The sequence below is a fragment of the Brenneria izbisi genome, assembly GCF_025840185.1.
GTDB classification, from domain to species: domain Bacteria; phylum Pseudomonadota; class Gammaproteobacteria; order Enterobacterales; family Enterobacteriaceae; genus Brenneria; species Brenneria izbisi.
This window is the reverse complement of sequence record NZ_JAMPJU010000002.1, coordinates 340,857-367,227: the sequence shown is the minus strand read 5'-3', so window position 1 is coordinate 367,227 and position 26,371 is coordinate 340,857. Positions and strand designations below refer to the sequence as shown.

The 26,371-nt window shown below is 52.0% G+C and carries 23 protein-coding genes; 17 read left to right on the top strand and 6 right to left on the bottom strand.

Features of this window, described 5'->3' with window-relative positions; genetic code table 11:
• Nucleotides 1-20 precede the first annotated feature (20 nt).
• Together nagE and glnS are read left to right on the top strand one after the other, a co-directional pair.
• Complete coding sequence (gene nagE, locus NC856_RS04370) at nt 21-1,511, top strand: N-acetylglucosamine-specific PTS transporter subunit IIBC (protein WP_264089213.1); 1,491 nt, start codon at nt 21-23, stop codon at nt 1,509-1,511.
• Nucleotides 1,512-1,714: 203 nt separating this feature from the next.
• The gene (gene glnS, locus NC856_RS04365) at nt 1,715-3,373 is read left to right on the top strand and encodes a glutamine--tRNA ligase (RefSeq protein WP_264089212.1); all 1,659 of its coding nucleotides are present in this window, start codon (nt 1,715-1,717) and stop codon (nt 3,371-3,373) included.
• A 59-nt stretch (nt 3,374-3,432) separates the two neighbouring features.
• Here the strand turns inward: glnS and fur are convergent, their stop codons facing one another.
• The gene (gene fur / locus NC856_RS04360; RefSeq protein ID WP_264089211.1) at nt 3,433-3,882 is read right to left on the bottom strand and encodes a ferric iron uptake transcriptional regulator; all 450 of its coding nucleotides are present in this window, start codon (nt 3,880-3,882) and stop codon (nt 3,433-3,435) included.
• A 325-nt stretch (nt 3,883-4,207) separates the two neighbouring features.
• Entirely contained in the window at nt 4,208-4,735 is a 528-nt protein-coding gene (gene fldA / locus NC856_RS04355) for a flavodoxin FldA (RefSeq protein ID WP_264089210.1), read from the bottom strand.
• A 780-nt stretch (nt 4,736-5,515) separates the two neighbouring features.
• Between fldA and NC856_RS04350 the strand changes: the two genes are divergently transcribed.
• A complete protein-coding gene (locus tag NC856_RS04350; RefSeq protein WP_264089209.1) occupies nt 5,516-7,186 on the top strand; it encodes a methyl-accepting chemotaxis protein in 1,671 nt (556 codons plus the stop codon).
• Between the two features lie 56 nt (nt 7,187-7,242).
• On the opposite strand, the gene ybfE is transcribed toward NC856_RS04350, so the two are convergent.
• On the bottom strand, nt 7,243-7,524 hold the full coding sequence (gene ybfE, locus NC856_RS04345) for a LexA regulated protein (protein WP_264089366.1): 282 nt from the start codon (nt 7,522-7,524) through the stop codon (nt 7,243-7,245).
• A 248-nt stretch (nt 7,525-7,772) separates the two neighbouring features.
• A complete protein-coding gene (gene ybfF, locus NC856_RS04340) occupies nt 7,773-8,540 on the bottom strand; it encodes an esterase (protein ID WP_264089208.1) in 768 nt (255 codons plus the stop codon).
• A 344-nt stretch (nt 8,541-8,884) separates the two neighbouring features.
• Between ybfF and seqA the strand changes: the two genes are divergently transcribed.
• Both seqA and pgm read left to right on the top strand, forming a co-directional pair.
• Nucleotides 8,885-9,421 (top strand): replication initiation negative regulator SeqA, encoded by a 537-nt coding sequence (seqA, locus tag NC856_RS04335; RefSeq protein ID WP_264089207.1) that lies wholly within the window; start codon nt 8,885-8,887, stop codon nt 9,419-9,421.
• 36 nt (nt 9,422-9,457) lie between these two features.
• Complete coding sequence (pgm, locus tag NC856_RS04330; RefSeq protein ID WP_264089206.1) at nt 9,458-11,101, top strand: phosphoglucomutase (alpha-D-glucose-1,6-bisphosphate-dependent); 1,644 nt, start codon at nt 9,458-9,460, stop codon at nt 11,099-11,101.
• Nucleotides 11,102-11,141: 40 nt separating this feature from the next.
• Here the strand turns inward: pgm and NC856_RS04325 are convergent, their stop codons facing one another.
• Entirely contained in the window at nt 11,142-11,570 is a 429-nt protein-coding gene (locus tag NC856_RS04325; protein ID WP_264089205.1) for an EamA family transporter, read from the bottom strand.
• Between the two features lie 317 nt (nt 11,571-11,887).
• Here NC856_RS04325 and NC856_RS04320 point away from each other — a divergent pair, with 317 nt between their 5' ends.
• The 7 genes from NC856_RS04320 to pxpA all read left to right on the top strand — a co-directional run bounded on the left by NC856_RS04320 (nt 11,888) and on the right by pxpA (nt 17,987).
• Complete coding sequence (locus NC856_RS04320) at nt 11,888-12,094, top strand: YbfA family protein (protein ID WP_264089204.1); 207 nt, start codon at nt 11,888-11,890, stop codon at nt 12,092-12,094.
• A gap of 202 nt (nt 12,095-12,296) precedes the next feature.
• A complete protein-coding gene (locus tag NC856_RS04315; protein ID WP_264089203.1) occupies nt 12,297-13,256 on the top strand; it encodes a YbgA family protein in 960 nt (319 codons plus the stop codon).
• Nucleotides 13,257-13,277: 21 nt separating this feature from the next.
• Nucleotides 13,278-14,744 carry a deoxyribodipyrimidine photo-lyase gene (gene phrB, locus NC856_RS04310; protein ID WP_264089202.1) on the top strand — a complete coding sequence of 489 codons (1,467 nt, stop codon included), beginning with the start codon at nt 13,278-13,280 and terminating at the stop codon, nt 14,742-14,744.
• Nucleotides 14,737-15,480 (top strand): type 2 GTP cyclohydrolase I, encoded by a 744-nt coding sequence (locus NC856_RS04305; protein WP_264089201.1) that lies wholly within the window; start codon nt 14,737-14,739, stop codon nt 15,478-15,480. The genes phrB and NC856_RS04305 overlap by 8 nt, the downstream gene beginning before the upstream one ends.
• Before the next feature lie 200 nt (nt 15,481-15,680).
• Nucleotides 15,681-16,337, top strand: coding sequence for a 5-oxoprolinase subunit PxpB (gene pxpB / locus NC856_RS04300; protein ID WP_264089200.1), 657 nt, complete (start codon nt 15,681-15,683; stop codon nt 16,335-16,337).
• Entirely contained in the window at nt 16,331-17,260 is a 930-nt protein-coding gene (gene pxpC / locus NC856_RS04295) for a 5-oxoprolinase subunit PxpC (protein ID WP_264089199.1), read from the top strand. The genes pxpB and pxpC overlap by 7 nt, the downstream gene beginning before the upstream one ends.
• The gene (pxpA, locus tag NC856_RS04290) at nt 17,250-17,987 is read left to right on the top strand and encodes a 5-oxoprolinase subunit PxpA (RefSeq protein WP_264089198.1); all 738 of its coding nucleotides are present in this window, start codon (nt 17,250-17,252) and stop codon (nt 17,985-17,987) included. The genes pxpC and pxpA overlap by 11 nt, the downstream gene beginning before the upstream one ends.
• 162 nt (nt 17,988-18,149) lie before the next feature.
• On the opposite strand, the gene NC856_RS04285 is transcribed toward pxpA, so the two are convergent.
• The gene (locus NC856_RS04285; RefSeq protein ID WP_264089197.1) at nt 18,150-19,436 is read right to left on the bottom strand and encodes a citrate synthase; all 1,287 of its coding nucleotides are present in this window, start codon (nt 19,434-19,436) and stop codon (nt 18,150-18,152) included.
• A gap of 630 nt (nt 19,437-20,066) precedes the next feature.
• Here NC856_RS04285 and sdhC point away from each other — a divergent pair.
• The 5 genes from sdhC (at nt 20,067) to sucA (ending at nt 26,356) form a co-directional block, all read left to right on the top strand.
• Complete coding sequence (sdhC, locus tag NC856_RS04280; RefSeq protein WP_264089196.1) at nt 20,067-20,456, top strand: succinate dehydrogenase cytochrome b556 subunit; 390 nt, start codon at nt 20,067-20,069, stop codon at nt 20,454-20,456.
• Nucleotides 20,450-20,797, top strand: coding sequence for a succinate dehydrogenase membrane anchor subunit (sdhD, locus tag NC856_RS04275; RefSeq protein WP_264089195.1), 348 nt, complete (start codon nt 20,450-20,452; stop codon nt 20,795-20,797). Before sdhC ends, sdhD begins: the two co-directional genes overlap by 7 nt.
• Nucleotides 20,797-22,563 carry a succinate dehydrogenase flavoprotein subunit gene (gene sdhA / locus NC856_RS04270; RefSeq protein ID WP_264089194.1) on the top strand — a complete coding sequence of 589 codons (1,767 nt, stop codon included), beginning with the start codon at nt 20,797-20,799 and terminating at the stop codon, nt 22,561-22,563. The genes sdhD and sdhA overlap by 1 nt, the downstream gene beginning before the upstream one ends.
• A gap of 16 nt (nt 22,564-22,579) precedes the next feature.
• Nucleotides 22,580-23,296 carry a succinate dehydrogenase iron-sulfur subunit gene (locus NC856_RS04265; protein ID WP_264089193.1) on the top strand — a complete coding sequence of 239 codons (717 nt, stop codon included), beginning with the start codon at nt 22,580-22,582 and terminating at the stop codon, nt 23,294-23,296.
• A gap of 252 nt (nt 23,297-23,548) precedes the next feature.
• A complete protein-coding gene (gene sucA, locus NC856_RS04260) occupies nt 23,549-26,356 on the top strand; it encodes a 2-oxoglutarate dehydrogenase E1 component (RefSeq protein WP_264089192.1) in 2,808 nt (935 codons plus the stop codon).
• The last annotated feature ends 15 nt before the right edge of the window (nt 26,357-26,371 follow it).

The window sequence follows — 26,371 nt, the reverse complement described above, 5'->3', positions numbered from 1 at the left end:
TTGGGGGAAGAGAGGGAAAGGTGAGTATTGTTAGCTATTTACAAAAAGTTGGGCGGGCGTTGATGGTGCCAGTCGCGACGCTACCCGCTGCCGCCATCCTGATGGGCATCGGCTACTGGATTGATCCGGTGGGCTGGGGCGGTGAAAATGCGTTGGCGGCCCTGTTTATCAAATCAGGGGCGGCCATTATTGAGCATATGGCGGTGCTGTTTGCCGTGGGTATCGCGTATGGCATGTCGAAAGATAAAGATGGCGCCGCCGCGTTGACCGGTTTTGTCGGTTATCTGGTGCTGACAACGCTCTGCTCGCCAGCGGCGGTTTCGATGATTCAACAGATCCCGCTCGACCAGGTGCCTGCGGCTTTCGGGAAAATTGAGAACCAGTTTATCGGTATTCTGGTGGGTATTATTTCAGCGGAATTATATAACCGCTTTAGTCAGGTGGAATTACCGAAAGCGCTGTCATTCTTTAGTGGACGCCGCCTGGTTCCCATTTTGACCTCCTTCCTGATGATTCTGGTTGCCTTCATTTTAATGTATGTGTGGCCGACTATTTATAATGCGCTGGTGATTTTTGGGGAGCATATCCAGCAATTAGGTTCGGCGGGCGCCGGAATTTATGCGTTCTTTAACCGGCTGCTGATCCCCGTTGGTTTGCACCATGCGCTGAACTCGGTATTTTGGTTTGATGTCGCCGGTATTAACGACATCCCGAATTTCCTTGCCGGACAGCAGTCTATTGATGCGGGTAAAGCGGTTGCGGGGATCACCGGGCGTTATCAGGCCGGGTTCTTCCCGATTATGATGTTTGGCCTGCCGGGGGCGGCGCTGGCGATTTATCACTGCGCGCGTCCTGAGAATAAAAATAAAGTTGCCGGGATTATGCTGGCGGCGGCCTTTGCTTCCTTTTTCACTGGGATCACCGAACCGCTTGAGTTCTCATTTATGTTTGTCGCGCCCGTGCTGTATTTTCTGCATGCGCTGCTTACCGGGATTTCCGTCTTCATTGCGGCCAGCATGCACTGGATGGCCGGTTTTGGTTTCAGCGCCGGTCTGGTGGATATGGTGTTGTCGTCGCGTAACCCGCTGGCAACGCAGTGGTATATGCTGATACCGCAAGGGCTGGCGTTCTTTGTGGTTTACTATCTGGTGTTCCGTTTTACCATCACCCGCTTCAATTTGCTGACGCCGGGACGCGAACTCTCTGTCAGCGGCAGCGAGGCGGATGGATATAACGTCAGTACGATGCCGGCGACATCCGCCGCTCTGGATACCGAGCAACTGGCGCGCGGCTATCTGCAAGCGCTGGGCGGTAAAGACAATCTGGTCGGGATTGATGCCTGTATTACGCGTTTGCGTCTGAGTGTCGTTGATTCTGCTCTGGTTGATGATGCCGAGGCAAAACGGCTTGGCGCGGCGGGCGTTATCCGTCTGAATAAGCAAAGTGTGCAGATTGTCGTGGGGACGCGGGCGGAATCCATTGCCGCCGCATTGAAGAACGTCAAACAGTAGCCAGCGCCAGTACAAATGGTGTTTGCGCGACGTCCGTCAGCACGATAAAGGTGACGGACGCAGGTTAAGTTTACGGGGTGAGATCAGCGTCTCATCCCGTTTTTTTTCATCATGGATAATTTAATGAAACTAACGGTTGTTTCCCGACGTAGCTTATTGGATCATTAGCGGTTATATGTCGTTTTCGCATTGAGGAATCAAACATGAGTGAGGCCGAAGCCCGCCCAACTAACTTTATTCGTCAGATTATTGATGAAGATTTGGCATCCGGTAAGCATGACCATATCCAGACGCGTTTTCCACCGGAGCCTAACGGCTATCTGCATATCGGTCATGCGAAGGCTATCTGCCTGAACTTTGGTATTGCCCGCGATTATCAGGGGCAGTGCAACCTGCGTTTTGACGATACCAACCCGGTTAAAGAAGATATTGAATACGTTGAGTCAATCAAACGGGACGTGAAATGGTTGGGTTTCTCATGGAGCGGCAACGTTCGTTATTCTTCCGATTATTTCGATCAACTGCACCAGTATGCGGTGGAGTTGATCAGTAAAGGACTGGCTTATGTGGATGAACTGACGCCAGAACAGATCCGTGAATACCGCGGCACGCTGACATCGCCGGGGAAGGAAAGTCCTTATCGTAATCGCAGCGTACAGGAAAACCTCGCGTTGTTTGAAAAAATGCGTAACGGTGGTTTTGCCGAAGGCACCGCCTGTCTGCGCGCCAAGATTGATATGGCATCGTCATTTATCGTGATGCGCGATCCGGTTCTCTATCGTATCAAGTTTGCCGAACATCATCAGACCGGCAACAAGTGGTGCATCTACCCGATGTATGATTTCACTCACTGCATTTCCGATGCGCTGGAAGGCGTGACGCATTCTCTGTGTACGCTGGAATTTCAGGATAACCGCCGTTTGTATGACTGGGTGCTGGATAACATTACGATCCCTTGTCATCCGCGTCAGTATGAGTTTTCACGCCTGAATCTTGAATACGCCATCATGTCCAAGCGTAAGCTGAACCTGTTGGTCGAGGAAAAGATCGTCGAGGGCTGGGACGACCCGCGTATGCCGACCATTTCCGGTTTGCGTCGTCGTGGTTATAGCGCAGCCTCCATCCGTGAGTTCTGTGTGCGTATCGGCGTCACCAAACAGGACAATAACGTCGAAATGGCGGCGCTGGAATCCTGTATTCGCGACGATCTGAACGAAAATGCGCCGCGCGCCATGGCCGTACTGGATCCGGTGAAGCTGATCATTGAAGATCTGCCTTCAGACCATGAAGAGTGGGTGGTGATGCCAAACCATCCGAACAAGCCGGAGATGGGGACTCGTCAGGTGGCGTTCAGCCGTGAGATTTATATTGATCGCGCTGATTTCCGTGAAGAAGCCAATAAGCAGTACAAACGTCTGGTGCTGGGCAAGGAAGTTCGTCTGCGTAATGCTTACGTGGTCAGAGCCGACCGTATCGAAAAAGACGAGCAGGGGACGATCACCGCTATTTATTGTCGTTATGATCCTGATACGCTGAGTAAAGATCCGGCTGATGGACGCAAAGTGAAAGGCGTTATTCACTGGGTGTCGGTGGCGCATGCGCTGCCCGCGGAATTCCGCCTGTACGATCGTTTGTTTAGCGTGGCGAACCCGGCGGCCGCGGATGATTTTCTGTCCACCATCAACCCGAACTCACTACAGGTTGTTCACGGATTTGTCGAAAGCAGTTTGGCGCAGGCTGAAGCAGAAAAAGCCTATCAGTTTGAACGGGAAGGATATTTCTGTGCCGATCGGGTTTATTCAAGTCAGGCGCATCTGGTGTTTAATCGCACGGTCGGCTTGCGTGATACCTGGGTAGGCTAAGTCTTTTGCTGAAGAAAAAATAAAACCGCCGCGGCGGTTTTATTTTTTAAGCGGTCGATTTATCTTTTTGCGTCGTGTAGGGTGTCGTCTTCACGGCAATCCCCTTCACTACACTGACCATACAGATACAAACTGTGGTTTGTCAGTTTGATATTATGTCTTTCTGCGATTTCACGCTGGCGCGCTTCGATATATTCATCGCGAAATTCAATGACTTTGCCACAATCCAGGCAAATCAGATGGTCATGATGATGTTGCTGAGTCAGTTCAAAAACTGATTTACCACCTTCGAAATTATGGCGAGTTACGATGCCAGCATCATCAAACTGATTGAGCACGCGATAGACGGTTGCCAGACCAATCTCTTCACCCATATCGATCAGTTTTTTATATAAATCTTCCGCACTGACGTGATGGCACTCTGGGGCCTGCAGTACTTCCAGGATCTTCAGTCTTGGAAGAGTGACTTTCAGGCCGGCCTTCTTTAATGCGGTATTGTTGTCAGTCATGCGGATTTAGTCCTGTTGCTTACTTATTCAATGGAGGCTATCTAGCCTATGACATCGGTCGGCTCAAAAAATGTAATAGCGTCCCAATTATAGAACCGTGCATTCAAAATGAAAACAATGGAATGTTAACAAAGTTGTTCCCACACCGAGTACAGGTATACGACGCAATCTGTTGTTGGTAAATGGGGAAACTCGATGCACGTACAAAACCGATGGGATTATTGTACAGGTTTATGAAGGGAAGTTAAAAAAATGTATCAATTATAATGAAAGGTTTTTCCTATTGATTTGGCCCTGATCTTGTCATCAAGGCCAAAAAACAACCTTAACCGACCAGATCTTTCAGACTCAACTCTTCGCTGATCTGTTTCACCCAGGTGGATACGCGCTCGTTGGTCAGTTCTGGCTGACGATCTTCGTCAATGGCCAGACCAATGAAATGGTTGTCATCCGCCAGACCTTTGGAGGCTTCGAAATAGTAGCCTTCTGTCGGCCAGTGACCGACGATGGTCGCGCCGCGTGGCTCAATGATGTCACGGATGGTGCCCATGGCATCACAGAAATATTCCGCATAATCTTCCTGATCGCCACAGCCAAACAAAGCGACCAGTTTGCCGGTGAAATCGATCTCTTCCAGTGTTGGGAAAAAGTCATCCCAGTCACATTGGGCTTCACCATAATACCAGGTCGGAATGCCCAACAGCAGAATATCGAAAGCTTCGAGATCTTCTTTACTGCTTTTGGCGATGTCATGAACTTCAGCAACGTCGGCGCCCAGTTGCTGTTGGATCGTCTTGGCAATGTTCTCAGTATTGCCAGTATCACTGCCAAAGAAAATACCTATCAGTGCCATGAATTGAATAACCTCTTGATTCTTAATGGTATGGTGCGGTATCTCACCCACTTAATCGGCTCATGATAGCAGACACAAACAGCATGAGAAACTCGTATCGGTAAGGAGACGTAAATTGGGCGGGATTTTTTCCGCCTCGGCGTGTTATCGCTGAATCCACCTATATTCAAGGCGATAGTGGCAGGTGGGACAGTCAGATGAGTCGCGTCGATATATCAGAGTGCAATTTTTAACATTCACTTTATTCTTTTTACCGGAGTATTAACCAACGAATAAAATATTAGAATGGTATGCTTATAAAACATGGCGTTATATTTTCTATTTTGTACTTAAGACATAATGAAATGCCATTTTAATTTGATGTTTTTCAGACTGATTGGTTATGCACCTAAATTATAATCCCGATCTTTTTTAGTATGAAATTGAAAGTGTTCATTCGTCGCTTTATACAGCATCCTGCCAGACCTGATAAAGAGGCTTCCCATATGTTATGTAAGGTTTGCGTAAGTGCCGCCAACATTCTTCAGGCGATTGATATTTAAGCCCGTTAATATTCATATATATGAAATTGTTCACGGAATATAAAAATAGATGAAGAAAGAGAAGTTCAACTCTAAATATTTTCTGATTTTTGTCGATTAGTCAGCGTGATCCTTTTGTTGTCAATACCATGAAACGGAACACCAGGAAGAGATGGAATATTTAATGAAAAGCAAACTGTCTTTTGATTAACGATCAAAAACCATTCTTATTATTTTCTGCCTAGGTCTGGAGTGAGCTATGAGATTTTTGAAGAACATTGCCATTAGAACGGCCATGCTGTGGGTGTTGGGCATCTTTTGTGTGTTATGGGGCGGTGTCTCAATCTATACCATGTTCTCTTTTAAAGAGATGACGACGACATCCAAGACCAGCAGCCTGCTGGTGCAGAACATGAATTTTGTGAATCAGGGTAACGATCAGTATTTTCGTATGGTCACACGTTTGGCGCGGGCGGTTGATTATCGTCGCAGCGGCGATAACGCTTCGGCGGATGAGGAACAGGCATCCGCTTTGAGCGCGCTAAATAACTTAAAAACTGATTTAGCCACCTTCAATACCATCGACCATGCCGGTCTGGATGATGCGTTGGTGCAGGCGGTCAGCCGTGACTGGAATAAGCTGATTGTAGAGGGCGTAGAGCCGCTTTATCAAAAGGCAGCCGCCGATGCCTTGGACGATTATCAGGATCAGGCCAAAAGTGTGGTTCCTCCGTTAAGTCGTCAGTTTGGCTTGTCTTTATCCGCGTTTAATAAAGCTGCTTCAGAAAAGTTTGCTGCCGCGGGAGTAAGATTTGAACAAATTACCTCAATTGGTCAAAACATTTTGCTGGCTGGTTTGATTATCGGTCTGGTGATGTTGTTTTTGACTGACCGCTATCTGCTGATCTATCTGGTTCGTCCATTGGATATCCTGCGTGATCATTTCAGCGTCATTGCTTCCGGTCAGTTAGGTAAGCCAATTATTGATTTTGGCCGCAACTGTGTGGGTAAATTGTTTCCGTTACTGCGCGAAATGCAAGCAAGCCTGGCAAATACGGTCAGCACCATCCGCGGCAGCACCGATTCTATTTATCAAGGCGCGTCAGAAATTGCGGCGGGTAATAACGATTTGTCATCACGCACCGAGCAGCAAGCTTCCGCATTGGAAGAAACGGCGGCCAGCATGGAACAATTGACGGCGACGGTGAAGCAGAATGCGGAAAACGCTAGTCATGCCAGCCAGTTAGCGTTGCAAGCGTCTACCACCGCCAAGAAAGGCGGAGATATCGTTGAAAACGTAGTGAAAACCATGTCGGAAATTTCCGGCAGTTCACGCAAGATCGCTGAGATCACCACCGTGATTAACGGCATTGCTTTCCAGACGAATATTCTTGCGCTTAACGCCGCGGTGGAAGCCGCACGAGCCGGTGAGCAAGGGCGTGGTTTTGCCGTGGTTGCCGGAGAGGTTCGTAGTCTGGCGCAGCGCAGCGCTCAGGCGGCGAAAGAGATTGAAGGGCTGATTGCCGAGTCAGTTAGATGTGTGGATAGTGGATCGACTCTGGTTGCCGATGCCGGCGACACCATGCATGAGATTGTGCGGGCGGTAACCAACGTGACCGACATCATGGGCGAGATCGCCTCCGCTTCGGAAGAACAGAGCAAAGGGATTGCACAGGTCGGCCAGGCTATCGCGGAAATGGATAGCGTGACGCAACAAAACGCCTCGTTGGTGGAACAGGCTTCCGCCGCCGCACTGTCGCTGGAAGAGCAGGCCGCGTTGCTGAACCAGACGGTATCGCTATTCCAACTGTCCGAGCAGCGTTCACAATCGCAAACTGTGGCGAAATCAGCGCCGGCGTCGAAAGCGGTAACCGCTACGTCTGCCAGAAAAGCACTGCCACCCAGTCAGGATAATTGGGAAAAATTCTGAGTCTGATTTTTCGGTGTCAGGGATGACACCGCACCAATCCCCCGCAAATCGCTATTTCAGGCTGTTTTTTCAGCCAGTTGAGCCAACAGTATTTGCTCAATCAGTTCGCTACGGCTGATGTTCCGTTGTTCTGCCAGACTATTCAGTATCTCCACCGCGTCACTGTTGATTTTTAATTCAATACGGCGCAACCCGCGCACTTTATCGCGTCGCAGTTGGTTACGCTTATTGATTCTTAGCTGTTCATCACGTGAAAGCGGATTGGTCTTCGGGCGGCCTGGGCGACGCTCATCTGCGAACAGATCAAGCGTGGTGCGATCCGTTTGTTCTTTTGCCATAAGGTAATGATACTGCAAGGTATTTTGACCAAAATGCACACAACCTTATCTCCTTTATCTTTTATACAACCAGTAGTCTGACCTGCCTGTTGCATGAAAGCCGGGCGGTATATGACGCATGCATTTTGATGATGTGGTTACAATGCTTGTGGCTGAATCAGCCGTCCCTCTACTGCGGGCGCCATCATACCCCAGCGGCACTGACGGCGACAATGGTTAACTGTGACCGTTTGCGAAGGCCTGGCTGATTAACCCGCATCCAGAAAACGATGAATGGCACGTAAAACCGCTTCCGGTTTTTCAGAATGTACCCAATGACCCGCACCGCTGATCACATAGGCGCGGGCGGCGGGGAATTGACTTAGCAGGGCGTCACGATGAATGTCATCCAGATAGGGCGATTTTTCACCGCGAATAAACAGGGTCGGCTTTTGCCAGGACGGAACAACCTGCCAACCGACGATGTTTTCGTACTGTTCCCACAATACCGGTACATTAAAACGCCATCCGCCTTGCTGGAAGGATTTTAGCAGAAACTGAATCACGCCTTCTTCTTTAATAAACTGCCGCATCACCCCGGCAGCATCCGAACGCGCGCTCACGCCAGCCTCAGTGACGGCCCTGAGCGCGGTAAAAATAGTATCATGTCGACGGATCTTGTAATCCACCGGCGCAATATCAATAGCCACCAGCTTTTCCAGGCGCGCTGGGATCAGCGCGGTAAGCGACATAGCGACTTTTCCGCCCATCGAGTGACCAATGACGATAGCGCGATCAATGCTTAATTCATCCATTAACGTCAGCACATCCTGCGCCATAGCCGGATAGGTCATCTGCGGTGAGCGGGGGGATAATCCGTGATTGCGTAAATCAATTTGTAGAATGTCGTGTTGATTTTGCAGATCCCGGCCCAGTACACCAAGATTATCCAGATTGCCAAACAGACCGTGAATAAGGATGACCGGTAGCTTGCCCTGTGGCTGATGCGCATAATGCCGACGATAATTCAATTTCATGGTGAAGTTCATTCAGAGAGACAGGCGCTTAGGGTATCATGACTTTACAACGTTATGCTGTCGTCAAAGGAACAGGTATTACCACTTGAGGAGAGGCGGCAACATTGGGGCATAATCTGACTTTTGGCCTTGTCTGCGCTATGTTGCTGTTCGAGAGTGTTTGATCGCTTGTATACTCGTCATTCTTCGAGTTGCATGTGCGTTGGCCGCATTCAGTCACCCGAATCACTTACTTGGGTAAGCTCATCGGGATTTCTTCACTTGCCGCCTTCCTGCAACTCGAATTATTTAGTGTATATACTCCGTGACGATTGATTTGGGTAATAAAACAGTACTGGATAAAGATGAAAACTATTGAGGTCGACGAAGAGCTTTATCGTTATATCGCCAGCCACACACAGCATATTGGCGAGAGTGCATCGGATATTTTACGGCGTATGCTGAAATTCACCGCCGGTCAGGTTATCGCGCCGCAAGCGCGGGAACCGGCAGACATGGCTCAGCCGCAGCCGGTATCGGCGCCGGGAGCGCGTGATCGGGTCCGCATGATGCGTGAGTTGCTGTTGTCGGATGAATACGCTGAACAGACTAAGGCGATCAATCGCTTTATGCTGGTACTGTCCACATTGTACACCTTGTCGCCGCAGGAATTTGCGCAAGCGACGGAATCACTTCATGGCCGCACGCGAGTGTATTTTGCGGGCGATCAGCAAACCTTACTTCAGAATGGCACGCACACCAAACCCAAACATATTCCGGGGACGCCATACTGGGTTATTACCAACACGAATACTGGTCGTAAACGCGGCATGATTGAGCACATCATGCTGACAATGCAGTTCCCGGCGGAACTGGCGGAGAAAGTTTGCGGAACTATCTAACTCTTTATTTGACAATAGCGTCAGGGAGAAATGTCGATGGCTAATCACCCAAGAGCAGGGCAACCGACCCGGCAAAGCGATTTAATCAATGTGGCGCAGTTAACGTCACAATATTATGTTTTGCGCCCGGACGTCGGAAATGCTGCCCATGCGGTGAAGTTTGGTACTTCCGGCCACCGCGGTAGCTCAGGTCGTCACAGTTTTAATGAAACGCATATTCTGGCGATTGCACAGGCGATTGCGGAAGAACGTAAAAAACAGGGCGTCAGCGGCCCGTGTTACGTTGGCAAAGACACGCATGCGTTGTCTGAACCGGCTTTCATTTCGGTACTGGAAGTGCTGGCCGCCAACGGTGTGGATGTGATTGTTCAGCAGGATAATGGGTTTACGCCGACGCCGGCGGTTTCCAATGCGATTCTGGCGCATAACCGTCAAGGCGGCGCGCAGGCTGACGGCATTGTGATTACCCCGTCGCACAATCCGCCGGAAGACGGCGGCATCAAATATAACCCGCCAAACGGCGGGCCGGCGGACACCAATCTTACCAGTGTGATTGAAAAGCGCGCCAATGCGCTGCTGGCGGATGAATTGCGGGACGTGAAACGTATTACGTTGGATCAGGCGTGGAAAAGCGGCTATCTGCACGAACAGGACCTGGTGCAACCGTATGTGGAAGGCTTGACCAGCGTAGTGGATATGTCGGCCATTCAACGCGCCGGCCTGAAACTGGGCGTTGATCCGCTGGGCGGTTCCGGTATCGCTTACTGGCAACGCATTGCCGAGCACTACAAGCTGGATCTGACGCTGGTGAATGATGCCGTCGATCAAACATTCCGCTTTATGACGCTGGATCACGATGGCGTCATCCGCATGGACTGCTCGTCAGTATCGGCAATGGCTGGATTGCTGGCGCTGCGTGACAAGTTTGATCTGGCATTTGCCAACGATCCCGACTATGACCGTCATGGCATCGTGACGCCAGCCGGTCTGATGAACCCGAATCACTATCTGGCGGTATCCATCAATTACCTGTTCCAGCATCGCCCGCAGTGGGGAGAATCCGTCGCGGTCGGTAAGACTCTGGTTTCCAGCGCCATGATCGATCGGGTCGTCGCCGATCTGGGCCGCAAGTTGGTGGAAGTGCCGGTCGGTTTTAAATGGTTTGTTGATGGTCTGTTCGACGGCAGCTTTGGCTTCGGCGGCGAAGAAAGCGCGGGCGCGTCGTTTTTGCGTTTCGATGGCACGCCGTGGTCGACGGATAAAGACGGGATCATTATGTGTCTGTTGGCGGCGGAAATTACCGCCGTAACGGGGAAAAACCCGCAACAGCACTATGACGATCTGGCGCAGCGTTTTGGCGCGCCGAGCTATAACCGTATTCAGGCGTCGGCCACCCACGCGCAGAAAGCGGCGTTGTCCAGGCTATCGCCAGAACAGGTTTCAGCGAGCACGCTGGCGGGCGATACTATCACTGCCCGCCTGACGACGGCGCCGGGCAATGGCGCGGCTATCGGCGGGTTGAAAGTGATGACCGATAACGGCTGGTTTGCCGCGCGGCCTTCCGGTACGGAAGAAGCTTACAAGATCTACTGCGAGAGTTTCCTCGGCGTCGAGCACCGGGAACGTATTGAAAAAGAAGCGGTGGAAATTGTCAGCGCAGTGCTGGCGAATGCCGGTTAAATTGCCTATTAAATTGTACTCAGGCGCTGCTTGCAGCGCCTTATCCCAACGCCACCATTAATGCGCCTGCTGAAATCAGCGCCACGCCCATGCCAGCCACCAGCGAAATCTTTTCCCCCAGCAGCAGCACCGCCAGCACCACGGCAAACACCACACTCAGCTTATCGATAGGCGCTACCTGAGCGACATTGCCGTTTTTCAGCGCGACAAAATAGAACAGCCATGACAGCGCGCCTGCCACGCCGCTCAGCACAATGAACAGCAGCGCTTTTTTATTGGCGAGGATATCACCCGCCAGCATGATTTTTCCCTGAGCGACCACGACCCCGACCAGAAAGAGCGCCATGATAACGGCACGGATCGCCGTTGCGGTGTTGGCATCAAGATTTTGCAGACCAATTTTTCCAAACAGTGCAACCAGCGCGGCGCATAGCGCGGAAAGCAACGCGTAGATTAACCCACTGCTCATGACGATATCTCCCCGAAAACAGGTATGAAAAACAGAATGGCAATGCTACGCCGAGTGGCTGTCAATCACCAGAATGAGGGGTAAAGGTTGAGCATAAAGCGGTATGAATCCAATCATTGCGCCGTAATTTAACCAGTGGTACGTTTGTTTTTAACTATTCTGTAACCCAATGACAAAATTACGAAAAAGAGGGTGATTATTTAATCTTTTTCTGGTCGGATGAGTAGTAAAGTTTCGTTAAAAGCGATAAAATTTTAACCAATACACCAGCTTCAATTTTATGGTTCATGTGAGGCGTCCACTGAAGGAGGATCGTTATGTCACTCTATGCTGCTTATCCTTTACACCGTATTCTCCTGCGTCGCATTGCTGTCGTATTCATCGGCATTGTGGCTTTGCCCGTGATGCTGTTCCGTCGTGATCGGGCGCGTTTTTACAGCTATCTGCATCGAGTATGGGTAAAAACCAGCGATAAACCGGTATGGATGGCGCAATCCGAAGCCGCGGCATGTGATTTTTACTGATACAACATGATGCCGCTGTGTGGTATCGGCTTGTCCCGATTAATCGCGCATCGTTGTCTAAACCTCGCTCCGGCGGGGTTTTTTTTCGTCCGTAATCTCCGTCAATATCATGATTTATTACCTTATTTTCGCCGTCGTCTACACAGAAAAAGCGCAAAATCCGCTATGCTGAACAGAGAGAAACTTTCTGTAAGGGCGAAGAATGACGTGCGAACATATTCCGGTGGGTATCAGCGCTTGTCTGCTGGGTAACCCGGTGCGGTTTGACGGGGGACATAAGCGTCTGGCATTTGCCGTTGAGCAATTGGCGCCCTATTTTCGTTTTGAGTCGGTTTGTCCTGAAATGGCGGTGGGGTTGCCGGTGCCTCGTCCGGCGTTAAGGTTGGTAAAAGCGGGCGAAGATAAGCTCACGCTGCGTGCCAGCAACGGCTCGCCGCTGGAGGTGACGGATAAAATGCGGGCGTTTTCAACGGAGAAAGTCAGCCAGTTGACGCATTTGTGCGGGTATATCGTCTGCGCCAAATCGCCCAGTTGCGGTATGGAACGGGTGAAGGTCTATGACGAATCACAGAAAAATGCGCGTAAAAGCGGCGTGGGCTTGTTTACGCAGGAACTACTGCGCCAGATGCCCTGGTTGCCGGTTGAGGAAGACGGACGTTTACATGATCCGGGGCTGCGTGAAAATTTTATTGAGCGGGTTTATACGCTGCATGAATTGCATCAACTCTGGCGGCAGGGACTCAGCCGTGGTGCGCTGATTGGTTTTCACAGCCGCTATAAGCTGTTGTTGCTTGCGCATTCGCAACCAGAATATCGTGAACTGGGCCGCTTTGTGGCTGATATTGATAAGTGGGGATCGCTGGAGGCGTTTATGGTGGAATATCGTCTGCGGCTGATGAAATTGCTGACGCATCCGGCGACGCGGCGTAACCACACCAATGTGCTGATGCATGTTCAGGGCTATTTCCGGCGTCAACTTAATGCACAGCAACGGCAGGAACTGGCCCAACTGATAGACCGCTACCGGCAGGGATTGCAGCCCTTGCTGGCGCCAATCACTCTGCTCAAACATTACATGGCGGAATATCCCGATGCTTATCTGGCGCAGCAGCGCTATTTCGAACCTTATCCCGAAGCGCTGAGACTACGTTATGGTCACTGACGGATAGATTGAGGATGATTTATGAGCACTCACCTGGTCTGGCTGCGCAACGATTTACGCATTAACGATAATCTGGCGCTTGCGGCTGCCTGCGACGATCCGCAGGCGCGGGTGCTGGCGGTATTTATTGCAACGCCCCGACAGTGGCTGCAGCACGATATGTCCGCGCGTCAGGCGGCATTCTTGCTGCAAAATCTCAAGGCGGTGCAACAGGCGCTGGCCGAAAAGGGGATAGCGCTTCATTACCATGAATGTCCCGATTTTGCCGAGGCGGTGAACTGGCTGGCGGCGTTCTGCCAGCAACAGCAGGTGACGCATCTATTCTATAACCGGCAGTACGAAATTAACGAGCGTCAGCGCGATCAACGCATAGCGCGATTGCTGGCGGATCGGGTGGTATGCCGCGGCTTTGACGACAGCCTGCTGTTGCCGCCGGGAAGCGTGCTGACCGGAAACGGCGAGATGTTTAAGGTGTTTACGCCATTCCGTCAGGCATTTATTAAACGTCTGCTGGAGGTGGACGTCGGCTCTGTGCCTGCTCCTGCTGTACGAAACGGCGGGGCGATCGATATCACGCACGCTCTGGAACCCTTCAGCTATTCCCAACAGGCTATCGACAACGATTTTCCGGTGGGCGAACAGGCCGCGATACAGCGGCTTAGACGTTTTTGCCGCGAGCAGGCGCAGGATTATCATCAACAGCGCGATCTACCGGCGTTAGCAGGCACCAGCAAGCTCTCGCCTTATCTGGCAGTGGGCGTGATTTCGCCACGTCAGTGCGTTAATCGCCTGCGTGTGGAATGTCCTGATCTACTGGAGCGGCGGGAAGGCGGCGCGTTTATCTGGCTGACTGAACTGATCTGGCGTGAGTTTTATCGTCATTTGCTGGTCGCGTGGCCGGCATTATGCAAACACCAACCGTTTACCCGCTGGACGCAAGGGGTTCAGTGGCGTCACTCGCCGCAGGATTTGGCCGCCTGGCAACAGGGACAAACCGGTTATCCGATCGTTGATGCCGCTATGCGACAGTTAAATCAAACCGGGTGGATGCATAATCGTTTACGTATGATTTGCGCCAGTTTTTTAGTAAAAGATTTACTTATCGATTGGCGTGAAGGTGAGCGCTATTTTATGCAGCACCTGCTGGACGGCGATTTGGCGGCTAACAATGGCGGCTGGCAATGGGCGGCCTCGACAGGCACCGATGCCGCGCCGTACTTCCGTATTTTCAATCCCACCACTCAGGGCGTGCGCTTCGATCCGCAGGGTAAGTTTATCCGACAATTTGTGCCGGAGTTGGCGGCGGTGCCGGATAACGCGATCCATCAACCTCATCGCTGGGCTGATAAACAGCGCTGTGGGTTAAATTATCCCCGTCCTATCGTCGATCATAAAACAGCCAGACAGCAAACGCTGGCGGCATTTGCAGCTGCTAAAAGCGCGAGTGCGGCAAATAATGAACAGAAAGAGAAGAGCAAATATGCGTAATAAAGATTTGGAGAAGCTGATCAATCAGTTACTGAGTGTCGAGATGTTTCAGGACTATGCGCCGAATGGTTTGCAGGTGGAAGGGCGCGATGAGGTTCAGCGTATTGTTACCGGCGTAACGGCGTCGCAGGCGTTGCTGGATGCGGCGGTGGACCATCAGGCGGATGCCATACTGGTCCACCACGGTTATTTCTGGAAAAACGAGTCGCCGGTGATCAGCGGTATGAAGCGGCATCGTTTGAAAACGCTGCTGGTCAACGATATCAACCTGTACGGCTATCATTTGCCTCTGGATGCGCATCCACAGTTGGGCAATAACGCGCAACTGGCGGCGCTGTTGGATATCAATGTGCTGGGTATGGTCGAACCGCTGGTGCCTTATGGCGAACTCGCGCAGCCGATGAGTAGCGATGCGTTTTGTCGCCGTCTGGAAAACCGTTTGGGGCGTTCTGTGCTGCATTGTGGGGATAATGCACCGCAACAGATACAACGTATTGCATGGTGTAGCGGCGGCGGTCAGGGCTTTATTGAACAAGCCGCCAGGTTCGGCGTTGATGCGTTTATCACCGGCGAAGTGTCCGAACAGACGATTCATATCGCCCGTGAAATGAGGCTGAATTTCTTTGCGGCCGGACACCACGCCACCGAGCGGGGCGGCATTCGCGCGTTGGGTGAATGGTTGGCTCAACATCACCACTTGGATGTAACATTTATTGATATCCCCAATCCGGCCTGATGGTGAGTCCGCTGATGCATACCATGCGCGACAAGGCTTGTATTGGGCGAAGGCGCGGTAATGTGCTTTCCGCCGGCAGGTTTTGTCCGCTGTCGGAAATGCCGCTTTTCATTTTTAGCGATCAGCATTTGTCATGTTGGCATCCTTATTGCTTTTCAAATAATAGGAAAAAGCAATAATAGCGTCATTCAGGAGAAAAGGTGCAAAGAGCAAGGTGTTATCTGCTGGGCGAGAAAACAGTCGTTCTGGAACTGGAACCGCCGATGACGTTGCAAAGTCAGCAACGTATCTGGGGCCTCGCTGAGCGTTTGAATCATCATGCCGAAGTGCTGGAAGCCATTCCCGGCATGAATAACCTGACCGTGCTGCTGGCGCATCCGCAGCAGGTGGCGCTTGATGCTATAGAACGTCTGCAACGTTGGTGGGAACAGAGCGAGTCGTTGGTATTCGATCCGCGTGATATTGACGTTCCAGTGGTGTACGGCGGCGAGGCCGGGCCGGATCTGAATGTCGTCGCTCATCATTGCCGCCTGACCGAACGACAGGTGGTGGAGGCGCATGCCGTCGCCAGATATGTCGTTTATTTCCTGGGTTTTCAGCCGGGTTTTGCTTATCTGGGCGGGCTGGATGAACGGCTGCATATGCCGCGACGCGCGGAGCCGCGTTTGCGGGTGGCAGCGGGATCGGTGGGCATCGGCGGCGCGCAGACGGGGATTTATCCGTTGGCGACACCGGGCGGTTGGCAGTTAATTGGTCGCACATCGTTGATGTTGTTCAATCCGCAAACCATGCCTCCCACCTTGCTGCGGCCTGGCGATAATATTCGCTTTGTGCCGCAGAAGGAGGGCGTATGCTGAAAATCATCCATGCCGGATTGCATACCTCGGTTCAGGATACCGGCAGACAGGGCTTCCGCCGTCTGGGGATCAGTCAATCCGGCGCGCTGGATATTCCCGCGCTGAAGCTGGCCAATCTGCTGGTAGGCAATGCGGAAGATGCCGCGGCGCTGGAGATCACGCTGGGAAAATTCGTCGCCACGTTCACGTCGCCTTGTTGGGTGGCGCTGACCGGGGCCGACTGCCATGCCGATTTGGATGGCAAACCGTTATGGACCGGCTGGCGTTTTGCCGTAAAAGCCGGACAGATATTGAAAATGTATTTACCACGTCACGGTATGCGCAGTTATCTGGCGTTCTCCGGCGGTATTGATGTGCCGGAAGCATTGGGATCGCGCAGTACCGATTTAAAGGCGGGTTTTGGTGGTTTCGCCGGACGTTTGCTGGCGGACGGCGATGAGCTTTTGCTGGGAACCGCCACCCGATTGCCAACCAGGGAAACAGGGGTTAAACAGTTGCTGTTTGGAAACCGTGTGCGGGCGCTGCCCGGACCGGAATATCAGGAGTTCAGCGAGGAAGCGCAGGAGACATTCTGGCGAACTCCCTGGCACCTGAGTCCGCAAAGCAACAGGATGGGATATCGGCTACAAGGGCCGGCGCTGCAACGAACGACGCAGCGTGAAATGTCGTCGCATGGTTTATTGCCTGGCGTTGTGCAGGTGCCGCATGGCGGTCATCCGATCGTACTGCTGGCCGATGCGCAAACCACTGGCGGTTACCCACGCATCGCCTGCGTGATTGAAGCCGATCTTTATCATCTGGCGCAAATCCGTCTTGGCGAACCGATCCATTTCATCCGTTGTACGCTGAGCGATGCTCAGCAGGCGGCACAAGAACAGCAGCGCTATCTGGAGCAATTGGCGTGGAGGCTGCATGATTATTGATCTAAATGCCGATCTGGGTGAAGGCGGCGAAAATGATGAAGCGTTATTGAAACTGGTCAGTTCGGCAAATATTGCCTGTGGATTTCATGCGGGAGATGCGCAAACCATGCGGCAGTCTGTGCGCTGGGGGATCGACTATGGCGTGGCGTTGGGTGCGCATCCAGGGTTTCCTGATCGCGAAAACTTTGGCCGTCGGGAGATGAACCTGCCTGCGGAGACCGTCTTTGCGCAGGTGCTTTACCAGCTTGGGGCGTTGAATGCGATTGTGGTGGCGGAGGGCGGCAAGCTGTCGCATGTAAAGCCGCATGGCATGCTCTATAATCAGGCGGCGCGTGATCCGGCCCTGGCGGATGCCATCGCACGAGCGGTAAAGTTGATTAATCCGGCGCTGCGTCTGGTGGGGTTGGCGGGGAGTGAACTGATTCGCGCCGGACAGCGTCTTGGGTTGGCGACGCGTCAGGAAGTGTTTGCCGATCGCTGTTACCAGCCGGACGGTACGCTGGTTCCCCGCAAGCAATCGGGCGCGTTGATCAACAGCGATGATCTGGCGTTGGCGCAAACGCTGGAAATGATCCAGCGCCAGCGGGTTCGGGCCAGCGATGGTTCCTGGGTGCAGGTACACGCGGATACCGTATGCGTACACGGTGATGGCCTGCACGCGCTGACATTCGCACGCAAGTTGCGTAATTGTTTCTCTCAACATCAGATACAAGTGGCGGCGGCGTAATGCTTTCCTCTCGACATGAAGCGATGAGAGGTTAAGCGAGAACGAATGAACAGCGTAACGTCCTGATTACGGCGTTTGAAAATGGGCGACAAATACTGAGATGGGATTATGCGAACGACAAAGGCCGGCGGTTCCGGCCTTTGTTTTACTTCACTGAAGCGATTAATCGTTTTTCAGGTTGGATTCGAAATCGCGTTTGGCATAGCCGGTGTACAACTGACGCGGGCGAGCAATCTTGATGCCGTCGTCGTGCATTTCGTTCCAGTGCGCTATCCAGCCGACAGTACGCGCCATGGCGAAGATCACGGTGAACATGGAAGATGGGATCCCCATTGCTTTCAGGATGATGCCTGAATAGAAATCGACGTTTGGATACAGTTTCTTCTCGATGAAGTACGGATCGTTAAGCGCGATATTTTCCAACTCCATCGCCACTTCCAGCAGGTCGTCTTTACGGCCCAACTCTTTCAGTACTTCATGACAGGTTTCGCGCATCACGGTGGCCCGCGGATCATGGTTTTTATAAACCCGATGACCGAAGCCCATCAAACGGAAAGAATCATTTTTGTCTTTCGCTCTTTTGATAAAAGCAGGGATATGTTCAACCGAACTGATTTCCTCCAGCATACGCAGACAGGCTTCGTTCGCCCCGCCGTGCGCTGGTCCCCAAAGAGAGGCAATGCCCGCCGCGATACAGGCGAAGGGGTTGGCGCCGGAGGAACCCGCAGTGCGAACCGTAGAGGTTGAGGCATTCTGTTCGTGATCGGCATGCAGGATCAGAATGCGATCCATCGCGCGTTCCAGTACCGGGTTTACCTCATATTCTTCACACGGCGTGGAGAACATCATGTGCAGGAAATTACCGGCATAGGACAGGTTGTTTCTTGGGTAAACAAACGGTTGTCCCAGAGAGTATTTGTAACACATGGCCGCGACGGTCGGCATTTTTGATAGCAGGCGATAGGCGGCGATTTCACGGTGACGCTCGATGCTGATATCCAGAGAATCATGGTAGAACGCAGCCAGTGCGCCGGTTACGCCGCACAACACCGCCATTGGGTGTGAGTCACGGCGAAAACCGTGGAACAGACGAGTAATCTGCTCATGGATCATGGTATGGCGGGTTACCGTGGTTTTAAAGGTTTCGTATTGCTTTGGCGTCGGCGCTTCACCGAACAACAGTATGTAACATACTTCCAGGTAGTTGGATTTTTCCGCCAGTTGAGCAATCGGGTAACCACGGTGCAACAGGATACCTTCTTCACCGTCGATATAGGTAATTTTGGATTCGCAGGATGCGGTAGAGGTAAAGCCCGGATCGAAGGTAAACAATCCCTTTGAACCCAGAGGACGGATATCAATTTCATCATATCCCAGCGTGCCGGACAGGACATTTAATTCAATCGGATCTTTACCATCAAGTGTAAGCGTTGCTTTTTTATCAGCCATTTACATTCTCCTTAGCGCTTTAATTTTAAAATTTTTTCACCGAAGAAATACCGTCATGCCTGTACACCGGGCTGGTAACAAACCGGTGAAACTCTGTATGACACGCTCATCAATATAGGACACAGAGTAGGGCGGATAGCCACATTCAGGACGCAAACATCGTTCTTCAGGTAATTAACCGTTCTAAGAATTAGATTGTAGCCATTACCTATAACTTCTACGTAGATTCTCACCACTGTTACATAAGTTATGCCAGTGGGGAAGCGTAACCGCAATGCATTAACTCATCATAAGAAATTTAGCGTATTAGTTGTAATTTAAATGTTTAATTTTTGTCAAACAAGATAATTAATTTTATGTAAATTGTGAAATTCGTGACCTGTTTCACTGTTTCAGGGAAATGTCACCGAACATTATGTGTGTCAATTGTAATGGGAATGTGAAGTCCCTATACTTTGTGCAGGTCTCTGGAATACCCTGCCAGGTGTACCCAGTGTGAAGGGATCATGCGCCGTTTAGACACCGGAATGTCGATGTTTGAGCGCGTAAGATAAAGCCGGTTTTATGGTTTTCGATTTCATGCTGTCTGACTCTACCCAGGTCCAGAGTAAGAAACTATAATAAAGCTGTGTGGGCAAATCTGTGAAAAAACAAAGACCTGTCAACCTGGATTTACAAACGATCCAGTTTCCCGTTACTGCGATAGCATCTATTCTTCACCGCGTCTCCGGCGTTATTACCTTTGTCGCTATCGGTATTTTGTTGTGGCTGTTAGGTGTGTCCCTTTCCTCCGAGGCGGGCTTCCTACAGGCTGCGGCAATAATGGATAGCTTCATGGTTAAATTTATCGTTTGGGGCATCCTCACGGCGCTGGCCTATCATATCGCCGGTGGTGTACGTCACCTGATGATGGATTTCGGCTATATAGAAGAAGATCTCGCCGCGGGTAAACGTTCTGCAACAATCACTTTTATTATTACTGTTGTGCTTTCATTTCTGGCTGGAGTCCTCGTATGGTAAGCAATGCTTCTGCGTTAGGACGTAATGGCGTACACGATTGGTTGCTGATTCGCGCTTCCGCCATCGTCATCGTGCTGTATGTGCTGTATGTCGTTGGTTTTGTTGTCACTGCCGACGAACTCGCTTATGAAGTCTGGCGCGGATTTTTCGCTATGGCTCTCACCAAAGTATTCACACTGCTGGCGTTAGTTTCCATCCTGGTACATGCATGGATAGGGATGTGGCAAGTGCTGACCGACTACATTAAACCGCTTGCCCTGCGCCTGACTTTACAACTGGCGATCGTGGTTACGCTATTGGTGTACGTCATTTATGGAACTATCGTGGTGTGGGGTGCGTAATGAATTTGCCAGTCAGAGAGTTTGATGCCGTAGTTGTCGGTGCTGGTGGCGCAGGTATGCGCGCCGCACTGCAAATTTCCCAAATGGGTCTATCGTGCGCCCTGTTATCCAAAGTTTTCCCAACCCGTTCCCATACCGTGTCCGCGCAGGGCGGCATCACTGTGGCCTTGGGTAATACCCATGAAGACAATTGGGAATGGCACATGTATGACACCGTAAAAGGGTCTGATTATATCGGCGATCAGGATGCCATTGAATACATGTGTAAAACCGGCCCGGAAGCCATTCTGGAACTGGAGCATATGGGCCTGCCGTTCTCGCGTCTTGATGATGGCCGCATTTACCAGCGTCCGTTTGGCGGGCAGTCGAAAAATTTTGGCGGTGAGCAGGCCGCGCGCACGGCGGCGGCAGCTGACCGTACCGGTCATGCGCTGTTGCATACCCTGTACCAGCAAAACCTGAAAAACCACACCACCATTTTTTCCGAATGGTATGCGTTGGATCTGGTGAAGAATCAGGATGGCGCGGTGGTTGGCTGTACCGCTATCTGTATCGAAACCGGTGAAGTGGTCTATTTTAAGGCCCGCGCCACCGTGCTGGCGACGGGCGGGGCAGGCCGCATTTACCAGTCCACGACCAATGCGCACATTAATACCGGCGATGGCGTCGGCATGGCATTGCGTGCCGGCGTGCCGGTGCAGGATATGGAAATGTGGCAGTTCCACCCGACAGGTATCGCGGGCGCTGGCGTATTGGTGACCGAAGGTTGTCGCGGCGAAGGAGGCTATCTGCTCAATAAGCACGGTGAACGCTTTATGGAGCGCTACGCGCCGAACGCCAAAGATTTAGCCGGGCGCGATGTGGTTGCCCGCTCCATCATGATTGAAATTCGGGAAGGGCGCGGTTGCGAAGGTCCGTGGGGGCCTCACGCCAAGCTGAAGCTGGACCATCTGGGTAAAGAGGTGCTGGAATCCCGTTTGCCGGGCATTCTCGAATTATCCCGCACCTTCGCTCACGTCGATCCGATTAAAGAGCCGATCCCGGTTATTCCAACCTGCCACTATATGATGGGCGGTATTCCGACCAAAGTCAGTGGTCAGGCCTTGACGCGCAATGAGCAAGGCGAAGATGTGGTGATCCCCGGTCTGTTTGCCGTAGGTGAAATCGCCTGTGTTTCTGTGCATGGCGCCAATCGTCTGGGGGGGAATTCTCTGCTTGATCTGGTGGTTTTTGGCCGCGCGGCGGGGATGCACCTGCAAGCGTCGCTGCAAGATCAGGGCGTAAGCCGTGATGCGAGCGAATCGGATATTGAGGCGTCGCTTGAGCGTCTTCATCGCTGGAACAACACCCGATCTGGCGAAGATCCGGTTGAAATTCGCAAAGCGCTGCAATCCTGTATGCAACACAACTTCTCGGTGTTCCGGGAAGGGGATGCGATGGCGAAAGGATTGGAAGAGTTGAAGGTAATCCGCGAGCGGTTGAAAAACGCGCGTCTGGATGACGCCTCGACCGAATTCAATACGCAACGTATTGAATGCCTGGAATTGGATAATCTGATGGAAACCGCTTATGCAACCGCTGTTTCCGCCAATTTCCGTACTGAAAGCCGTGGCGCGCACAGTCGTTTCGACTATCCTGAACGTGATGATGAGAACTGGTTATGTCATTCGTTGTATCTGCCGCACACCGATAGCATGACGCGCCGTGAGGTGAACATGCAGCCGACATTACGTCCGGCTTTCCCGCCGAAAGTACGTACTTATTAATAGCGGAGATCAGACGATGAAACTAGAATTCTCCATTTATCGCTATAACCCGGATGTTGATGACGCGCCGCGCATGCAGGATTACTCGCTGGAGGCGGAAGAAGGGCGCGATATGATGTTGCTGGATGCGCTGATGCTGCTCAAGGAACAGGACCCGACATTGTCGTTCCGCCGCTCCTGCCGTGAAGGTGTATGTGGTTCTGACGGCGTCAACATGAACGGCAAAAATGGCCTGGCCTGTATCACGCCGATATCAGCGCTACGCCGCGGCAACCAAAAAATTGTGGTTCGTCCGTTGCCCGGATTGCCAGTGGTGCGTGATTTGGTAGTGGACATGGGACAGTTCTATGCCCAATATGAGAAAATAAAACCTTACCTGTTGAATAATGGGAAGAATCCACCGGCTCGCGAGCATCTTCAGTCACCAGAGCAGCGTGCAAAACTGGATGGATTATACGAATGCATTATGTGTGCCTGCTGCTCAACGTCTTGTCCGTCGTTCTGGTGGAACCCGGATAAGTTTGTCGGGCCTGCGGGGTTGCTGGCGGCCTACCGTTTTCTGATTGACAGCCGTGATACGGAAACCAGGCCGAGACTGGACAATCTGGACGATGCGTTCAGTGTTTTCCGCTGTCACAGCATCATGAACTGCGTCAACGTTTGTCCGAAAGGGCTTAACCCGACGCGGGCCATTGGTCATATCAAGTCGATGTTGCTGCAACGCAGCGCATAGACATGGCGGCGGTTAGTCAGCACAGGAAGTAAGAAGTAAACAGGTTGCTCCCTGGCCGCCGTATTGCCGGGGAGCCGCAGGAAACCTTTAAAAACCGGCTTACGCGCCAGAACCGGTTTTTAAAGGTTCCTTAAAAGGGTAAATGGATACCCTGAATGCGCGTACTGAAGTACGACAGGCAACCGATTTTTACGGCACGCATGAAATGTTAACCACAGCGAAAACTGAAGCTTATTAGCTTAAGGGATCATGATGCAGAACGGCGCAATGAAGGCCTGGCTGGATTCCTCCTATCTGGCGGGCGCAAACCAGTCCTACATAGAACAACTCTATGAAGATTTTTTAACCGATCCGGATTCTATTGATCTCAGCTGGCGTTCGATCTTCCAGCAACTGCCCACCACTGGGGTCAAGCCCGATCAACTCCATTCCAAAACGCGCGAATATTTCCGTCGTTTGGCGAAAGATTCGTCACGCTTCGCCTCCTCGATTACCGATCCTGACATGGATGCCAAGCAGGTCAAGGTGTTGCAGTTGATCAACGCTTTTCGTTTCCGTGGACACCAACAGGCTAACCTGGACCCGATTTCCCTGCGCCCGCAGATACCGGTTGCGGAACTGGATCTGGATTACCATAACCTGACGCCGGAAGATCTACAGGAAAGTTTCAACGTGGGATCTTTTGCGATTGGTAAAGACACCATGAAGCTGGCGGATCTGTACGACGCGCTGAAACGCACCTATTGCGGCTCCATCGGCGCTGAATACATGCACATTACCAGTACGGAAGAGAAACGCTGGATCCAACAGCGTATCGAATCGGTAATGGGACAACCGTCATTTTCGGTAGCGGAAAAACGCCGCTTTCTAAAGGAGTTAACGGCTGCTGAAGGGCTGGAGCGTTATCTGGGCGCCAAATATCCCGGCGCCAAACGTTTCTCGCTGGAAGGCGGCGATGCTCTGGTGCCGATGCTGAAAGAACTGATCCGACATGCCGGCAACAACGGCACCCGCGAAGCCGTGTTAGGGATGGCGCACCGTGGCCGTCTGAATGTTCTGGTTAACGTAATCGGGAAAAAACCGCAGGATCTGTTCGATGAATTCGCCGGTAAGCACAAAGAGCATCTGGGTACGGGGGACGTGAAATATCATCAGGGCTTCTCTTCCGATATTGCAACCGATGGCGGGCTGGTTCATCTGGCGTTGGCGTTCAACCCTTCGCATCTGGAGATCGTCAGTCCGGTGGTGACCGGTTCGGTGCGTGCGCGTCTCGATCGTCTGGGGAGCGAGAGCGGCCCGCGTGTTTTGCCAATCACTATTCACGGCGATGCGGCGATCAGCGGCCAGGGGGTGGTGCAGGAATTGCTGAATATGTCGGCGGTGCGTGGCTACGAAGTTGGCGGCACGGTACGTATTGTCATCAACAACCGCATTGGATTTACCACCTCGAACCCGCTGGATATCCGCTCGACGGAATACTGTACTGATATCGGCAAGATGGTTCAGGCGCCGATTTTCCATGTCAACGCCGACGATCCTGAAGCGGTGGCGTTTGTAACCCATCTGGCGCTCGATTACCGTAATACCTTCAAACGCGATGTGTTTATCGATTTGATTTGTTATCGCCGTCACGGTCATAACGAAGCGGATGAGCCAAGCGCCACGCAGCCGATGATGTATCAGAAGATCAAAAAACACCCGACGCCGCGTAAGGTATACGCCGATCGTCTGGAGCAGGAGAAAGCCATTACGCTGGAAGACGCGACCGAGATGGTCAACCTGTACCGTGATGCATTGGATGCCGGCGAGTGCGTGGTGGAGGAATGGCGTCAGATGGATATGCAATCCTTTACCTGGACGCCTTATCTGAATCACGAATGGGATGAGCCATATCCGCATAACGTCGAGATGAAACGTTTGCAGGAACTGGCTAAACGCATCAGCGAAGTGCCGGAAGGCATCGAGATTCATCCTCGCGTCGCCAAGGTATATGCCGATCGCGCTGAGATGGCGCTCGGCAACAAACCTTTTGACTGGGGCGGCGCTGAAAATCTGGCTTACGCCACACTGGTGGATGATGGCATTCCTATTCGTCTGTCGGGCGAGGATACCGGGCGTGGAACGTTCTTTCATCGCCATGCCGTGGTTCACAATCAGAAAAACGGCTCCAGCTATACCCCATTAAACCATGTGCATAATTCACAAGGCACGTTCAATGTCTGGGACTCGGTGTTGTCCGAAGAAGCGGTACTGGCATTCGAGTACGGTTACGCCACGGCGGAACCTCGCACCCTGACCATCTGGGAGGCGCAGTTCGGTGATTTCGCCAATGGCGCTCAGGTGGTGATCGACCAATTCATCAGCTCTGGCGAACAGAAATGGGGGCGGATGTGCGGTCTGGTCATGTTGCTGCCGCACGGATATGAAGGGCAGGGCCCGGAACACTCATCAGCCAGACTGGAGCGCTATCTGCAATTGTGCGCCGAACAGAACATGCAGGTTTGTATTCCGTCAACGCCCGCGCAGGTTTATCACATGCTGCGACGCCAGGCGCTGCGCGGTATGCGCCGCCCGTTGATTGTCATGTCGCCAAAATCACTGCTGCGTCATCCTCTGGCAATTTCGTCTCTGGATGAGTTGGCGAACGGCCAGTTCCAGCCAGCGATTGGCGAAGTTGATGACCTCGATCCCAAGGCAATCAAACGCGTCGTTCTTTGTTCCGGTAAAGTTTATTATGATCTGGTGGAACAGCGTCGTAAGAACGAACAGAAAAATGTGGCCATTGTACGTATTGAACAGCTTTATCCGTTCCCGCATCAGGCCGTTCAGACGGCGCTTGAGCCATTCTCTCATGTGCATGATTTTGTGTGGTGTCAGGAAGAACCGCTCAATCAAGGGGCCTGGTATTGCAGTCAGCATCATTTCCGCGAAGTAGTTCCATTCGGGGCTTCTTTACGTTACGCCGGACGCCCGGCATCGGCTTCGCCTGCTGTCGGCTATTTGTCCGTACACCAGAAACAACAACAAGCTCTGGTTGATGACGCGCTGAATGTTGATTAAATAAAAGGATAGATA

What these genes read in the sequence shown, in the direction of transcription:
- glnS (WP_264089212.1), top strand. Translation starts at nt 1,715, where the DNA reads ATGAGTGAGGCCGAAGCCCGCCCAACTAACTTTATTCGTCAGATTATT.
- fur (WP_264089211.1), bottom strand. Translation starts at nt 3,882, where the DNA reads ATGACTGACAACAATACCGCATTAAAGAAGGCCGGCCTGAAAGTCACT.
- fldA (WP_264089210.1), bottom strand. Translation starts at nt 4,735, where the DNA reads ATGGCACTGATAGGTATTTTCTTTGGCAGTGATACTGGCAATACTGAG.
- NC856_RS04350 (WP_264089209.1), top strand. Translation starts at nt 5,516, where the DNA reads ATGAGATTTTTGAAGAACATTGCCATTAGAACGGCCATGCTGTGGGTG.
- ybfE (WP_264089366.1), bottom strand. Translation starts at nt 7,524, where the DNA reads ATGGCAAAAGAACAAACGGATCGCACCACGCTTGATCTGTTCGCAGAT.
- ybfF (WP_264089208.1), bottom strand. Translation starts at nt 8,540, where the DNA reads ATGAAATTGAATTATCGTCGGCATTATGCGCATCAGCCACAGGGCAAG.
- seqA (WP_264089207.1), top strand. Translation starts at nt 8,885, where the DNA reads ATGAAAACTATTGAGGTCGACGAAGAGCTTTATCGTTATATCGCCAGC.
- pgm (WP_264089206.1), top strand. Translation starts at nt 9,458, where the DNA reads ATGGCTAATCACCCAAGAGCAGGGCAACCGACCCGGCAAAGCGATTTA.
- NC856_RS04325 (WP_264089205.1), bottom strand. Translation starts at nt 11,570, where the DNA reads ATGAGCAGTGGGTTAATCTACGCGTTGCTTTCCGCGCTATGCGCCGCG.
- NC856_RS04320 (WP_264089204.1), top strand. Translation starts at nt 11,888, where the DNA reads ATGTCACTCTATGCTGCTTATCCTTTACACCGTATTCTCCTGCGTCGC.
- NC856_RS04315 (WP_264089203.1), top strand. Translation starts at nt 12,297, where the DNA reads ATGACGTGCGAACATATTCCGGTGGGTATCAGCGCTTGTCTGCTGGGT.
- phrB (WP_264089202.1), top strand. Translation starts at nt 13,278, where the DNA reads ATGAGCACTCACCTGGTCTGGCTGCGCAACGATTTACGCATTAACGAT.
- NC856_RS04305 (WP_264089201.1), top strand. Translation starts at nt 14,737, where the DNA reads ATGCGTAATAAAGATTTGGAGAAGCTGATCAATCAGTTACTGAGTGTC.
- pxpC (WP_264089199.1), top strand. Translation starts at nt 16,331, where the DNA reads ATGCTGAAAATCATCCATGCCGGATTGCATACCTCGGTTCAGGATACC.
- pxpA (WP_264089198.1), top strand. Translation starts at nt 17,250, where the DNA reads ATGATTATTGATCTAAATGCCGATCTGGGTGAAGGCGGCGAAAATGAT.
- NC856_RS04285 (WP_264089197.1), bottom strand. Translation starts at nt 19,436, where the DNA reads ATGGCTGATAAAAAAGCAACGCTTACACTTGATGGTAAAGATCCGATT.
- sdhD (WP_264089195.1), top strand. Translation starts at nt 20,450, where the DNA reads ATGGTAAGCAATGCTTCTGCGTTAGGACGTAATGGCGTACACGATTGG.
- sdhA (WP_264089194.1), top strand. Translation starts at nt 20,797, where the DNA reads ATGAATTTGCCAGTCAGAGAGTTTGATGCCGTAGTTGTCGGTGCTGGT.
- NC856_RS04265 (WP_264089193.1), top strand. Translation starts at nt 22,580, where the DNA reads ATGAAACTAGAATTCTCCATTTATCGCTATAACCCGGATGTTGATGAC.
- sucA (WP_264089192.1), top strand. Translation starts at nt 23,549, where the DNA reads ATGCAGAACGGCGCAATGAAGGCCTGGCTGGATTCCTCCTATCTGGCG.